The organism is Buttiauxella izardii (assembly GCF_003601925.1).
Classification (GTDB): domain Bacteria; phylum Pseudomonadota; class Gammaproteobacteria; order Enterobacterales; family Enterobacteriaceae; genus Buttiauxella; species Buttiauxella izardii.
The window spans coordinates 1-13,501 of the sequence record NZ_QZWH01000052.1; the positions used below are offsets into that span (position 1 = coordinate 1).

Annotated in this window: 13 protein-coding genes; 10 read left to right on the plus strand and 3 right to left on the minus strand. The window is 53.6% G+C overall.

Translation table 11 applies throughout. From position 1 onward, the window contains the following. Positions 1–96 precede the first annotated feature (96 nt). The 6 genes from kdpF to kdpE all read left to right on the plus strand — a co-directional run bounded on the left by kdpF (position 97) and on the right by kdpE (position 7,951). Complete coding sequence (gene kdpF / locus D6029_RS19095) at positions 97–186, plus strand: K(+)-transporting ATPase subunit F (RefSeq protein WP_120066070.1); 90 nt, start codon at positions 97–99, stop codon at positions 184–186. After that, on the plus strand, positions 186–1,874 hold the full coding sequence (gene kdpA, locus D6029_RS19100) for a potassium-transporting ATPase subunit KdpA (RefSeq protein WP_120066298.1): 1,689 nt from the start codon (positions 186–188) through the stop codon (positions 1,872–1,874). The genes kdpF and kdpA overlap by 1 nt, the downstream gene beginning before the upstream one ends. A 13-nt stretch (positions 1,875–1,887) precedes the next feature. Then, positions 1,888–3,936, plus strand: coding sequence for a potassium-transporting ATPase subunit KdpB (gene kdpB / locus D6029_RS19105; protein ID WP_120066299.1), 2,049 nt, complete (start codon positions 1,888–1,890; stop codon positions 3,934–3,936). Positions 3,937–3,948: 12 nt separating this feature from the next. Beyond that, positions 3,949–4,524 carry a potassium-transporting ATPase subunit KdpC gene (gene kdpC, locus D6029_RS19110; RefSeq protein ID WP_120066300.1) on the plus strand — a complete coding sequence of 192 codons (576 nt, stop codon included), beginning with the start codon at positions 3,949–3,951 and terminating at the stop codon, positions 4,522–4,524. A 65-nt stretch (positions 4,525–4,589) separates the two neighbouring features. Then, a complete protein-coding gene (gene kdpD / locus D6029_RS19115) occupies positions 4,590–7,277 on the plus strand; it encodes a two-component system sensor histidine kinase KdpD (RefSeq protein ID WP_120066301.1) in 2,688 nt (895 codons plus the stop codon). Then, positions 7,274–7,951, plus strand: a complete 678-nt coding sequence (gene kdpE / locus D6029_RS19120) for a two-component system response regulator KdpE (protein ID WP_120066302.1) — start codon at positions 7,274–7,276, stop codon at positions 7,949–7,951. Before kdpD ends, kdpE begins: the two co-directional genes overlap by 4 nt. 49 nt (positions 7,952–8,000) lie before the next feature. Here kdpE and pgm read toward each other — a convergent pair whose 3' ends face one another. Continuing rightward, a complete protein-coding gene (gene pgm / locus D6029_RS19125; protein ID WP_120066303.1) occupies positions 8,001–9,644 on the minus strand; it encodes a phosphoglucomutase (alpha-D-glucose-1,6-bisphosphate-dependent) in 1,644 nt (547 codons plus the stop codon). A gap of 25 nt (positions 9,645–9,669) precedes the next feature. Next, the gene (gene seqA / locus D6029_RS19130) at positions 9,670–10,215 is read right to left on the minus strand and encodes a replication initiation negative regulator SeqA (RefSeq protein WP_120066304.1); all 546 of its coding nucleotides are present in this window, start codon (positions 10,213–10,215) and stop codon (positions 9,670–9,672) included. 202 nt (positions 10,216–10,417) lie between these two features. Between seqA and ybfF the strand changes: the two genes are divergently transcribed. The 4 genes from ybfF to fur all read left to right on the plus strand — a co-directional run bounded on the left by ybfF (position 10,418) and on the right by fur (position 13,032). Beyond that, positions 10,418–11,194, plus strand: coding sequence for an esterase (gene ybfF / locus D6029_RS19135; protein WP_120066305.1), 777 nt, complete (start codon positions 10,418–10,420; stop codon positions 11,192–11,194). Between the two features lie 135 nt (positions 11,195–11,329). Further along, positions 11,330–11,611 carry a LexA regulated protein gene (ybfE, locus tag D6029_RS19140; RefSeq protein WP_120066306.1) on the plus strand — a complete coding sequence of 94 codons (282 nt, stop codon included), beginning with the start codon at positions 11,330–11,332 and terminating at the stop codon, positions 11,609–11,611. A gap of 151 nt (positions 11,612–11,762) precedes the next feature. Further along, positions 11,763–12,293 carry a flavodoxin FldA gene (gene fldA, locus D6029_RS19145; RefSeq protein WP_034494043.1) on the plus strand — a complete coding sequence of 177 codons (531 nt, stop codon included), beginning with the start codon at positions 11,763–11,765 and terminating at the stop codon, positions 12,291–12,293. Between the two features lie 286 nt (positions 12,294–12,579). Continuing rightward, positions 12,580–13,032: a ferric iron uptake transcriptional regulator gene (gene fur / locus D6029_RS19150; protein ID WP_115630127.1), complete on the plus strand. Its 453-nt coding sequence runs from the start codon at positions 12,580–12,582 to the stop codon at positions 13,030–13,032. A gap of 90 nt (positions 13,033–13,122) precedes the next feature. On the opposite strand, the gene chiQ is transcribed toward fur, so the two are convergent. Next, entirely contained in the window at positions 13,123–13,455 is a 333-nt protein-coding gene (gene chiQ / locus D6029_RS19155) for a ChiQ/YbfN family lipoprotein (protein WP_120066307.1), read from the minus strand. Between the last annotated feature and the right edge of the window lie 46 nt (positions 13,456–13,501).

Here is a 13,501-nt window from a genome sequence, read left to right on the forward strand (position 1 = left end):
GAATCCCGATGAGCTTACTCAAGTAAGTGATTCGGGTGAGCGAGAGCAGCCAACACACCTGCAAATCGAAGTATGAAGGGCACGCGGAGGTGGATTGTGAGTGCAGGACTGATCGTCGGAGTAGTGCTGGTATTCATGCTGTTGGGCTATTTAATTTATGCCCTGATCAATGCGGAGGCATTCTGATGGCCGCCTCCGCATTTTTACTGATCGCCAGTTTCTTGCTGGTGCTTTTTGCGCTGGCGAAACCGTTGGGAAGCGTGCTGGCGCGCTTAATTGATGGCGAACCGTTGCCCGTTGTCGGGAAAATGGATTCGCTGCTGCTGAATGTTTTGGGAACCGAAACCACCCAGGAAATGAGCTGGAAGCGTTATCTGGCCGCGATCCTGGCTTTTAACGGGTTAGGTTTATTGCTGCTGTTCGTCATCTTATTAACGCAAGGGAGTTTGCCGCTTAACCCGCAACAGCTACCGGGCCTTTCCTGGCATCTGGCGTTAAACACCGCCGTGAGTTTTGTTTCTAACACGAACTGGCAGTCTTATAGCGGCGAAACCACGCTGAGCTATTTCAGCCAGATGGTCGGTTTGACGGTGCAAAACTTCTTGTCTGCGGCAACCGGTATTGCGGTGGTATTTGCATTGATTCGCGCATTTTCCCGTCACAGCGCGACCACATTGGGGAACGCCTGGGTCGATTTAACACGCATCACGCTTTACATCCTGCTGCCGATTTCCCTGCTGATTGCGCTGTTCTTCATCAGCCAGGGCACATTGCAGAACGTCGCGGCGTATCAGCCATTTACCTCGCTTGAAGGCGTGCATCAAATGTTGCCGATGGGGCCGGTCGCTTCGCAAGAGGCGATCAAAATGCTCGGCACCAACGGCGGCGGCTTCTTTAATGCCAACTCCTCTCACCCGTTCGAGAACCCGACTGCGCTGACCAACTTTGTGCAGATGCTGGCGATCTTTTTGATCCCCACCGCGCTGTGTTTTGCGTTCGGTGAAACCGTCAGCGACAAGCGCCAGGGCCGCGCCATTTTATGGGCGATGGGCGTGATTTTTGTTATCTGCGTGGTCGTTGTGATGTGGGCTGAAACCAGCGGAAACCCGCATTTCATGCAGCTTGGCGCTGACAGCAATATCAATATGGAAGGCAAAGAGAGCCGCTTCGGCATTCTGGTCAGCAGCCTGTTTTCGGTGATTACTACCGCCGCATCTTGTGGTGCGGTCAACGCGATGCATGACTCCTTTACCGCACTCGGCGGCATGATCCCAATGTGGCTGATGCAGATTGGTGAAGTGGTATTCGGCGGCGTGGGTTCTGGCCTGTACGGCATGCTGCTGTTCGTGTTGCTGACGGTGTTTATCGCCGGGTTGATGATTGGCCGCACGCCGGAATATCTCGGTAAAAAAATCGACGTGGCGGAAATGAAAATGACCGCGATGGCGATTCTGGTGACGCCAACGCTGGTGCTGCTCGGCACCGCGCTGGCAATGATGACCGAGGCGGGTCGCAGCGGAATGCTTAACCCTGGCATTCACGGCTTTAGCGAAGTGCTTTATGCCGTGTCGTCTGCCGCCAATAACAACGGCAGCGCGTTCGCCGGGTTAAGCGCCAATACCCCTTTCTGGAACGTGCTGCTGGCGGTGTGTATGTGGTTCGGACGCTTTGCGGTGATTATCCCGGTGATGGCGATTGCTGGCTCGCTGGTCACTAAAAAATCACAGGCCGCAGGCGTCGGTACGTTGCCCACTCACGGCCCGCTGTTTATCGGCTTGCTGATTGGCACCGTGCTGTTAGTCGGCGCGCTGACCTTTATTCCCGCCCTCGCTTTAGGCCCGGTTGCGGAACACCTTTCCTTTGTGAATTTGTGATTAAGAGGCTTCCATGAGTCGCAAGCAACAGGCGCTATTTGAACCGTCGCTAATTCGTCAGGCGTTAATAGATTCCTTTAAAAAACTCACACCACAAGTGCAATGGCGCAACCCGGTGATGTTTATCGTGTGGGTCGGCAGTGTGATGACCACCGCGTTGGCGATTGCCATGTTTCACGGTTCTTTGCCGGGCGATGCGCCATTCACCGCCGCCATCAGCGTGTGGTTATGGTTTACGGTGCTGTTCGCCAACTTTGCCGAAGCGCTGGCTGAAGGCCGCAGCAAAGCGCAAGCCAACAGCTTGAAAGGCGTGAAGAAAACCAGTTTTGCACGCAAGTTACGCGCCCCGCATCACGACGCACAAATCGACCACATCCCCGCCGCCGATTTGCGTAAAGGCGACATCGTGCTGGTCGAAGCGGGGGATATCATCCCGTGCGATGGCGAAGTGCTGGAAGGCGGCGCGTCGGTAGATGAAAGCGCGATTACCGGCGAATCCGCGCCGGTGATTCGCGAGTCCGGCGGCGACTTTGCTTCCGTCACGGGCGGTACTCGTATTCTTTCCGACTGGCTGGTGATTCAGTGCAGCGTCAACCCAGGTGAGACGTTCCTTGACCGCATGATTGCGATGGTCGAAAGCGCGCAGCGCCGTAAAACACCGAACGAAATCGCGCTGACGATTTTACTGGTGGCGCTGACCATCGTGTTTTTACTGGCAACCACCACGCTGTGGCCGTTCTCGCAGTATGGCGGCGTGGCGGTGAGCGTCACGGTGCTGATTGCCCTGCTGGTTTGCTTGATTCCGACCACAATTGGCGGGCTGCTTTCAGCCATTGGCGTGGCGGGCATGAGCCGCATGTTGGGTGCAAACGTGATTGCCACCAGCGGCCGTGCCGTCGAAGCGGCTGGCGACGTGGATGTTTTGCTGCTGGATAAAACCGGCACCATCACGCTTGGCAACCGCCAGGCATCCGATTTCCTGCCAGCGCCCGGTATTGATGAAAAAACCCTGGCCGATGCGGCGCAGCTTTCGTCGCTTGCCGATGAAACGCCAGAAGGCCGCAGCATTGTGGTGCTGGCGAAACAGCGCTTTAACTTGCGCGAACGTGATGTGCAAAACCTGCATGCCACTTTTGTGCCGTTTACCGCGCAAACGCGTATGAGCGGCATCGATATCCAGGATCGTATGATTCGCAAAGGATCGGTGGATGCGATTCGCCGCCACGTTGAAGCCAACGGCGGCCATTTCCCGCCACAGGTTGATACGCTCGTTGAAGGCGTTGCCCGGTCTGGCGGCACGCCGCTGGTGGTCGCGGAGGGCGCGAATGTGCTCGGCGTGATTGCGCTGAAAGACATCGTAAAAGGCGGCATCAAAGAACGTTTCGCCCAGTTGCGCCAGATGGGGATTAAAACGGTGATGATCACCGGCGACAACCGCCTGACCGCTGCCGCGATTGCCGCTGAAGCGGGCGTTGATGATTTTCTGGCAGAAGCGACACCGGAAGCCAAACTGGCGCTCATTCGCCAGTATCAGGCCGAGGGGCGCTTAGTGGCGATGACCGGCGATGGCACCAACGATGCGCCGGCTTTAGCGCAAGCCGACGTAGCGGTGGCAATGAACTCGGGGACGCAAGCCGCGAAAGAAGCGGGCAACATGGTGGATTTAGACTCCAACCCGACCAAGCTGATTGAAGTGGTGCATATCGGCAAACAGATGCTGATGACCCGTGGCTCGCTGACCACATTCAGTATTGCCAACGATGTGGCGAAGTATTTCGCCATTATCCCCGCCGCCTTTGCCGCGACGTATCCGCAGTTGAATGCGTTGAATGTGATGCATCTGCACTCCCCTGCTTCGGCGATTTTAAGTGCGGTGATTTTCAACGCGCTGATCATCATCTTTTTGATTCCGCTGGCATTACGCGGCGTGAGCTACAAACCGCTGAGCGCCGCCGCCATGTTGCGCCGCAACCTGTGGATTTACGGCCTCGGCGGTTTAATCGTGCCGTTCATTGGTATTAAAGCTATCGATCTGTTCTTAACGGTTTGCGGACTGGTTTAAGAGGAAAAACAAATGACTACTTTACGCCCCGCTATACTTTTACTGATTTTACTGACTCTGATTACGGGCGGACTTTACCCGTTTTTGACCACGCTTTTGGGCCAATGGTGGTTCCCGGCGCAAGCCAACGGCTCGCTGATTTTTAAAGACAAAGTGGTGATCGGCTCAAGCCTGATTGGGCAGAATTTTACCGATGCGAAGTATTTGCAGGGCCGCCCTTCTGCCACCGCCGAAACACCTTATAATCCAATGGCCTCTGGCGGCAGCAATTTAGCCGGGAGCAATCCTGAGTTGGATAAACAAATTACCGAACGGGTGGCGGCATTGCGAGCGGCGAATCCGCAAGCCAACCCGGCGGTTCCCGTTGAACTGTTGACCACCTCAGCCAGCGGCCTGGACGGGCAAATTTCACCGGAAGCCGCAGCGTGGCAAATTCCGCGCATTGCCCAGGTGCGCAATTTGCCCGTTGAACAAGTGGCGCGTTTGGTCGCTGAAAATACCACGCAGCCGTTGGTCGGTTTTATCGGGAAACCAGTGGTGAATGTATTGCGGGTTAACCTGGCGCTGGATGCTCTCCAGGCGCCATAAAAAATGTCGGATGACGCTGCTGTACGACCTACAACTGCATTTCGTCGCATGAAAAAGGAGCTGTTATGTCGCAGGAACCGCTGCGCCCCAATCCAGATAAATTGCTGGAGCAGGTCAACCGCCCGTCGCGCGGCAAGTTAAAGATTTTCTTCGGCGCGTGTGCAGGCGTGGGGAAAACTTTCGCCATGCTTCAGGAGGCGCAGCGCCTGCGGGCGCAGGGGCTGAATATCCTGACTGGCGTAGTAGAAACGCACGGTCGTAAAGAGACAGCCGTGTTGCTGGATGGGCTGAATATTCTGCCTGCAAAGCGGATTCATCATCGTGGGCGTTGGGTGCAGGAATTTGACCTCGACGCGGCGCTGGCCCGCAATCCGGCACTGATTTTGATGGACGAACTAGCGCACAGTAACGCGCCCGGTTCACGCCACCCGAAACGCTGGCAAGATGTGGAAGAGTTGCTCGACGCCGGAATCGACGTGTTTACCACCGTCAACGTGCAGCATCTTGAAAGCCTGAACGATATTGTTGGCGGCGTAACCGGGATCCAGGTGCGGGAAACGGTGCCCGACCCGATTTTTGATGCCGCCGATGAAATCGTGCTGGTCGACCTGCCGCCGGATGATTTACGCCAGCGCCTGCACGAAGGGAAAGTGTATATCGCCGGCCAGGCCGAACGCGCCATCGAACACTTTTTCCGTAAAGGGAATTTGATTGCCCTGCGCGAACTGGCGCTGCGCCGCACCGCCGACCGCGTGGACGACCAAATGCGCGCCTGGCGCGATAACCAGGGCGAGGAAAAAGTCTGGCACACGCGAGACGCCATTTTGCTGTGCATCGGCCACAGTTCCGGCAACGAAAAGCTGGTGCGCACCGCCGCCCGGCTGGCGGCAAAATTAGGCAGCGTCTGGCATGCGGTTTATGTCGAAACGCCTCAACTGCACCGCTTACCGGAACATCAACGCCGGGCGATTTTAGCCTCGCTTCGTCTGGCGCAAGAACTGGGTGCAGAAACCACCACGCTTGCCGACCCGGCGGAAGATAAAGCGATTTTGCGTTACGCTCGCGAGCATAATCTCGGGAAGATTATTATCGGTCGCCGTAGCCATAAACGCTGGTTCAGCCGTGAATCTTTTGCCGACAAACTCGCCCGCCGCGCCCCAGACCTGGATTTGGTGATTGTGGCGCTGGACGACAAACCCGTCGCAGTTTCTTCCTCCGCACAAGACACCCGTAGCTTTGGCGAAAAATGGCGTGTGCAGCTTCGCGGCTGCGGTGTCGCCGTCGCGCTTTGTGCGGTGACAACGTTTATCGCTAATCAATGGCTAATGGGTTTTGATGCCGCCAACCTCGTCATGCTCTATTTATTGGGCGTGGTGATTGTGGCGCTGTTTTACGGTCGCTGGCCTTCGGTGCTGGCGACGGTGATTAGCGTGCTGAGTTTTGATTTATTCTTTATTGCTCCGCACGGCACGCTAGCGGTTTCGGATATTCAGTATTTGCTCACCTTCGCGGTGATGCTGACCGTTGGGCTGGTTATCGGGAATTTAACGGCGGGCGTGCGCTATCAGGCGCGCATCGCCCGTTATCGCGAGCAACGCACGCGCCATCTTTATGAGATGTCGAAAGCCCTCGCCGCCGAACGCACGCCAAAGGATATTGCCGCCACCAGCGAGCTGTTTATCAAAAACGGTTTTCACGCCCGTGCACAGCTTTTGCTGCCCGATGAGAGTGGCGTTTTGACCCGCGCCAACGGGCAAAGTGAGCCACAAAACTGGGACGAAGCCATTGCCCGCTGGAGTTTTGATAAAGGCCAACCCGCCGGGGCCGGGACGGATACCTTGCCCGGCGTGCCGTATCAAATTCTGCCGCTGAAAACGCCGGAAAAAACACTGGGGTTGTTAATCGTCGAGCCGAATAATTTGCGCCAGTTAATGATTCCCGAGCAGCAACGCTTGCTGGAAACCTTCACGCTGCTGACGGCTACGGCGCTGGAAAGATTGTTGCTGACAGCCAGCGAAGAACAGGCGCGGCTTTCCAGCGAACGTGAGCAAATTCGTAACTCGCTGCTCGCCGCCCTTTCGCATGATTTGCGCACGCCGCTAACGGTGCTATTTGGACAGGCAGAAATTCTTACGCTCGATCTGGCTTCCGAAGGGTCGAAACACGCCCCGCAGGCCAACGACATTCGCCAACATGTGCTGAATACCACGCGCCTGGTGAATAATTTGCTGGATATGGCGCGGATTCAGTCTGGCGGATTTAACCTGCGCAAAGAGTGGCTGACGCTGGAAGAAGTAGTCGGCAGCGCGTTAAAAATGCTGGAGCCAGGACTCGGTGGGCGGCATATTGCTTTGGCGTTGCCAGACCCGCTGTTGCTGATTCATGTTGATGGCCCTCTGTTTGAGCGAGTGCTGATAAACCTGCTGGAGAATGCCGTGAAATACGCCGGGTTTAAGGCGGAGATTGGCATTCGCGCGCAGGCTTCGGCTGATAAACTGGATCTGGAAGTCTGGGACAGCGGCCCCGGAATTCCTGCGGGCCAGGAACAAAAGATTTTTGATAAATTTTCACGGGGTAATAAAGAGTCGGCCATTCCTGGCGTGGGTTTAGGATTGGCAATTTGCCAGGCGATTGTTGAAGTCCACGACGGTAAAATTATTGCGGCTAATCGAGCGGAGGGCGGCGCCAGTTTCCATGTTATTTTACCTCTTCCCCCACCGCCTGAACTGGCTGAAATGAACGAGGCATTGTGATATCGGTTCTGATCGTTGAAGACGAAAAAGAGATTCGCCGTTTCTTGCGCACCGCGCTGGAAGCGGAATCGTTACGCGTGCATGAAGCGGAAACGCTGCAACGCGGCTTGCTTGAAGCCGCCACTCGCAAACCGGATTTAGTGATTCTCGACCTCGGTTTGCCCGATGGCGACGGGATTGATTTTATCCGTGATTTCCGCCAGTGGAGCCAGACGCCGATTGTGGTGCTTTCCGCGCGCAGTGATGAACAAGTTAAGATTGACGCGCTGGATGCCGGAGCCGATGACTATCTCAGCAAGCCGTTTGGCATTGGCGAGCTGCAAGCGCGTTTGCGCGTGGTTTTGCGCCGCCATGCAAGCCTTGCACAACCCGATCCGGTTTATCAGTTTTCAAATATCAGTGTGGATCTGGCGAGCCGCCGTATTACCCGCGATGGTGCGGAGATTCATCTCACGCCGATTGAGTTTCGCCTGCTCGCTACGCTTATCAATAACCATGGAAAAGTGCTGACCCAGCGTCAGTTGCTGAACCAGGTTTGGGGGCCGAATGCGGTGGAACACAGCCATTATTTGCGGATTTATATGGGGCATTTGCGGCAGAAGTTGGAAAACGATCCGGCGCGCCCGGCGCATTTGTTGACAGAAACGGGGATTGGTTATCGGTTTATGTTGTAGATCCGACACATAAAAAAAGCGCCTTGCGGCGCTTTTTCACTTTTGCGAATTACTTCGCGTTTTTCAGCACTTCGCTGACAATCTCTACCGCTTCTTTCTCAATTTGCTGGCGATGCTCAGCGCCTAAGAAACTTTCGCAATAGATTTTGTACGCATCTTCCGTACCGGAAGGACGCGCCGCAAACCAGCCGTTTTCAGTCATCACTTTCAGGCCGCCGATGGATGCGCCATTGCCCGGTGCCGCTGTTAAACGAGCGGTAATCGGGTCGCCCGCCAGAGTGCTGGCGCTCACCATTTCTGGGGAGAGTTTAGACAGCGCCGCTTTCTGCGCAGAAGTAGCAGAAGCTTGCAGACGGTTGTAGCTTGGTGCGCCGAAACGGGCAGCCAGTTCGTCATAATGCTGCTGCGGGTTTTTACCGGTTACTGCGGTAATTTCTGCGGCCAGCAGGCACATGATGATGCCGTCTTTATCGGTGGACCACGGTGTGCCGTCGAAACGCAGGAACGATGCCCCGGCGCTCTCTTCGCCGCCAAAACCGAAGCTGCCGTCAAACAGACCATCAACAAACCATTTGAAACCGACCGGGACTTCGACCAGTTTGCGGCCCAAATCGTTGACCACGCGGTCAATCATCGCGGATGACACCAGAGTTTTACCGACCGCAACATCTTTGCCCCACTGCGGGCGATGCTGGAACAGGTAGTTAATCGCGACGGCAAGGTAATGGTTCGGGTTCATCAGGCCCGCTGGCGTGACGATACCGTGGCGGTCGTAATCCGGGTCATTGGCAAACGCCAGGTCGAATTTGTCACGCAGCGCCAGCAATCCGCCCATCGCACATTCGGAGGAGCAATCCATACGGATCGCGCCGTCTTTGTCGAGATGCATAAAGCGGAAGGTTTGATCGACGTGATCGTTAACGATGGTCAGATCAAGGTTGTAATGTTTGGCGATGCGCTGCCAGTATTCGATGCCGGAGCCACCGAGCGGATCAACGCCCAGTTTCAGGCCTGATTTCTGGATGGCGGCCATATCAACGATATCCACCAGCCCTTCAATAAACGGCTGCACCAGATCTTGTTGCTGGATGTGGCCGCTGACCCATGCTTGATCAAGAGACAGACGTTTGACTTCTTTCAGGCCCGCAGCCAACAGCGCGTTGGCACGATCTTCAACTACTTTGGTGACGTTGGTATCAGCCGGGCCACCATTTGGTGGATTGTATTTGATACCGCCGTCATCTGGCGGGTTGTGCGAAGGCGTGATGACGATACCATCGGCCTGTGCGCCACCTGTTTTGTTATGCGTCAGAATCGCGTGGGAAATGGCAGGCGTTGGCGTGTAGCCATTCGCTTCCTGCACAATGACATCCACACCGTTTGCAGCAAGAACTTCCAGCACGGAGATAAACGCAGGTTCAGATAACGCGTGGGTATCTTTGCCAACGTAGCACGGTCCGGTAATGCCATTTTTTGCACGTTCTTCAGCAATCGCCTGAGCAATCGCCAGAATGTGAGGTTCGTTGAAACTATGACGTGCCGCACCGCCACGGTGGCCGGATGTACCGAATTTCACCGCGTGTTCGCTATTCCCCACTTCTGGCTTCAGCACGTAATACTGAGCTGTCAGTTGGGCTACGTTAATCAAATCGCTCTGTTGTGCTGGTTGTCCTGCACGAGGGTGGTTAGCCATTGGCCTTTCCTTCTGACGCGAGGTGTTAGATTGTGCCGCAAACCTTTTCAATCAATTCCGCCGGGAATTGCATTGATTGCATGATGTGTTCGATCATGCTGCATTTACGACCCGTATTGGTGTTGGTAATGACCCAGTATGGCGTTCCTGGAACATGCTTCGGTTTGGTCTGGTTGCCGTTTTGCAGCAGCGTTTGCTCGTTACCTGCAAAATAGACACGGGTGCGACCGTGCAGCGATTCGGTCGCTTCACCAAAAGCATGAGCATCTAAGGTATACAGAGTGGAAAGCACCATCATGAAACGGTTAACCGCTTTCTTTTGCTCTGCATATTCATCGGATAGCAGCAACTCACGCACCGCACGAACACGGTCACGCGCTTTGTTGGCGGGTTTAGCTTCCGGAGCCGCAGCAGCAGGAGCTGTCTGGCCGGTAGTTGCTGAGGTAGCAGGAGTTTGACCGGCGGTAAATTTCAACATGCGCCGTAAAATGTCGGACGCGCTCTCACCAATGTGCTGCGTGTGGCTGGCAATATAGCGATAGAGCTCGTCATCAACTTCAATTGTTTTCATCTTAATCCAGTGCGATATCTTTTCTGAATACAAGTTGTTGGGATTATATGGAAAAATCCCAACCTCGGGTAGCGCCAAACTTTTGTTACACCACAAAGTCAGACTAGACTGAATGTTTGCGGCACTGCGGGAGAATGCCGACTGTGGCAGAATGCCGTTATAATACCCTAACCCTACGAAGTAAAAAAAAAAGAACTTTGCCATGAAATTGAATGCACGCCTGCAAACTGCGCAACAATTGACTAGTTATTCCCCCATCGTCCTTATTCACGGTCTTTTTGGTAGCCTTGATAACCTCGGCGTACTCGCCCGGGATCTTGGGCAGGATCATGATCTGCTGCAAATCGATCTTCGCAACCACGGCTTATCGCCGCGAAGTGATGAGATGAATTACGCTGCGATGGCGCAAGACGTCGTCGAAACGCTCGATGAGTATGGTTTTCAGAAAGCTATTATTATCGGCCACTCTATGGGTGGAAAAGTGGCAATGGCGTTGACGGCTATTGCTCCTGAACGTATCGATAAACTGGTGTTGATTGATATCGCGCCGGTGGATTATCAAGTGCGTCGTCACGATGAGATTTTCGCCGCGATAAATGCAGTGAGCGCCGCAAATGCGAAAACGCGCCAACAAGCCGCAGTGATTATGCGCGAGCATTTAAATGAAGAAGGCGTGATTCAGTTCTTGTTGAAATCCTTTGCCGATGGAGAATGGAAATTCAACGTGCCGGTGCTGTGGGAGCAATATGAGAATATTGTCGGCTGGGAAAACATCCCGGCGTGGAACGAGCCTGCACTGTTTATCCGTGGCGGCGCGTCGCCTTATGTTGATGAATCACACCGCGAACAGCTACTTTCCCAGTTCCCGCAAGCGCGTGCGCACGTGGTGGCCGGTGCCGGTCACTGGGTTCATGCCGAAAAACCTGATGCTGTTTTGCGCGCTATCCATCGTTTTATCGACGAATCCACAGCAAACTGATTAAAAACAAACCGACTGGCCGCAAGTTGCGGCTAACGCGTTGGCGCGCAAGCCATGCTGATGTATGATTGCGCGCTAAATTGCGCCAGAGCACCCCGCTCCGTGCCACCTGAATTCCCTGTCAGTAGTCTAATCATGGCAAAAGAACAAACGGACCGTACTACATTAGATCTGTTCGCGGACGAGCGTCGCCCGGGGCGACCAAAAACAAATCCGCTAACGCGTGATGAGCAGTTGCGTATCAACAAACGCAATCAGCTTAAGCGCGATAAAGTACGCGGCCTGAAGCGAGTGGAGCTAAAGCTCAATAATGAGGCGGTAGATGCTCTCAACCAACTGGCTGAAGCGCGCAATATCAGTCGTAGTGAGCTGATTGAAGAGATACTACTCGCACAACTAAAGCAGCATCTTAGTTAGTTTTAGCGCTATGCCCTGTTATGCGATGTTGCAGTCTGTGCACACCGGGGCGATAGCAGTTTCCGCACCACGAAGTGTTCTGCTATGATTGCCCTATCTGTGGCCAAATAGCAGCCACCATACCATTAAGTATCAAGAGGTTATTTTACTCATGGCAATCGTAGGCATTTTTTTCGGCAGCGACACTGGTAACACCGAAAACATCGCGAAAATGATTCAAAAACAGCTCGGTAAGGAAGTTGCTGAGGTGCATGACATTGCTAAGAGCAGCAAAGAAGACCTGGAAGGCTTCGATATTCTGCTTCTCGGCATCCCAACGTGGTACTACGGCGAAGCACAGTGCGACTGGGATGATTTCTTCCCGACGCTGGAAGAAGTTGATTTTAATGGCAAACTGGTTGCGCTGTTCGGTTGTGGCGACCAGGAAGATTACGCTGAATACTTCTGTGACGCATTAGGCACAATCCGCGACATTATCGAACCACGCGGTGCGGCAATCGTCGGCCATTGGCCAACGGCGGGCTACCATTTTGAAGCCTCTAAAGGCCTGGCAGACGACGACCACTTTGTCGGCCTGGCAATTGATGAAGATCGCCAGCCAGAACTGACCGCTGAACGTGTTCAGAAATGGGTCAAACAAGTTTCTGATGAACTGAATCTGGCTGACATTATCAACGCCTGATTCTTGATGTGACGCAGCTGTTAAATGAGTTGCGTCACATTGATAGTTATTTCCGATTAAAATAATTGCTACAAATTTTTAACTTTTCAGTTTGTCCCTGTACAATGAACTCCTGATCAAATAGCTAGCAAGGCAAACAAATCGCGACTCAGCCGCCATTTTTTAGCTTGATTATGCATAATACTTGCGGTTCCCATTTAGAAGTGGCAGTTCTATAATGAGACGCATTCATCTTAACGCTCACCCTGAGTCCGAGCGAATCGTTAAGCAACAGGACAATTTCCGCATGACTGACAATAATACCGCATTAAAGAAGGCCGGCCTGAAAGTCACGCTTCCGCGATTAAAAATCCTTGAAGTGTTGCAGGGGCCGGTGAATCACCACGTCAGTGCGGAAGACCTCTATAAACGTCTGATTGATATGGGCGAAGAGATTGGTCTCGCCACCGTTTATCGTGTACTGAACCAGTTTGATGATGCAGGCATTGTGACTCGTCATAACTTCGAAGGCGGCAAATCCGTGTTCGAACTGACGCAGCAGCATCACCATGACCACCTGATTTGTCTGGACTGCGGCAAAGTTATTGAATTCAGTGATGATTCAATCGAAGCCCGCCAGCGCGAAATCGCATCACGTCATGGCATTCGTCTGACTAACCACAGCCTGTACCTTTACGGTCATTGCGCTGAAGGTGATTGCCGTACCGACGAAAACGCACACGAAATCAGCGAAAGGTAATCCGCATCTTTTGGCATCTGATTCAGGTGCCAGATGTAAAAAAAACCGGTGAAGAAGTTCACCGGTTTTTTTATTGCCTGAACACTAAGACTATTTGTTGTTAGCACGAATCTCTTGCCAGATTTTATCGCACTTGGCTTTGACCGCCTGGTCATTACCCGTACGAGTTGCCTGGATGCAGTTCTGGTAATCCAGGGTGCGCACCGTTTCTTTCTTGGCAAATTCCTGGTGCTCTTTTTCCTGGCCTAACACATTTAACACACTCTGGCAGGCCTGGATTTTATCCGGGTTGCCTTCTGCGGTGTTAATACAAGCGCTATATGCTTGTTTTAATTTAGTATCTTCCGGAGCCGTTTTAGGTTGTTGTTGTGCACAGGCACTTAAACCTAACGCCATCACCGTAATCAGAACGACCTTTTTCATGTTTGATATCCTTAAGAAAACCGGGCGTGTTTAGCGCCCGGAATCA

Bases quoted from the DNA above. Each gene is read 5' to 3' on its own strand.
- kdpC (WP_120066300.1), top strand. From the start codon at position 3,949: ATGACTACTTTACGCCCCGCTATACTTTTACTGATTTTACTGACTCTG.
- pgm (WP_120066303.1), bottom strand. From the start codon at position 9,644: ATGGCTAACCACCCTCGTGCAGGACAACCAGCACAACAGAGCGATTTG.
- ybfF (WP_120066305.1), top strand. From the start codon at position 10,418: ATGAAATTGAATGCACGCCTGCAAACTGCGCAACAATTGACTAGTTAT.
- seqA (WP_120066304.1), bottom strand. From the start codon at position 10,215: ATGAAAACAATTGAAGTTGATGACGAGCTCTATCGCTATATTGCCAGC.
- fldA (WP_034494043.1), top strand. From the start codon at position 11,763: ATGGCAATCGTAGGCATTTTTTTCGGCAGCGACACTGGTAACACCGAA.
- ybfE (WP_120066306.1), top strand. From the start codon at position 11,330: ATGGCAAAAGAACAAACGGACCGTACTACATTAGATCTGTTCGCGGAC.
- kdpA (WP_120066298.1), top strand. From the start codon at position 186: ATGGCCGCCTCCGCATTTTTACTGATCGCCAGTTTCTTGCTGGTGCTT.
- kdpB (WP_120066299.1), top strand. From the start codon at position 1,888: ATGAGTCGCAAGCAACAGGCGCTATTTGAACCGTCGCTAATTCGTCAG.
- chiQ (WP_120066307.1), bottom strand. From the start codon at position 13,455: ATGAAAAAGGTCGTTCTGATTACGGTGATGGCGTTAGGTTTAAGTGCC.
- fur (WP_115630127.1), top strand. From the start codon at position 12,580: ATGACTGACAATAATACCGCATTAAAGAAGGCCGGCCTGAAAGTCACG.
- kdpD (WP_120066301.1), top strand. From the start codon at position 4,590: ATGTCGCAGGAACCGCTGCGCCCCAATCCAGATAAATTGCTGGAGCAG.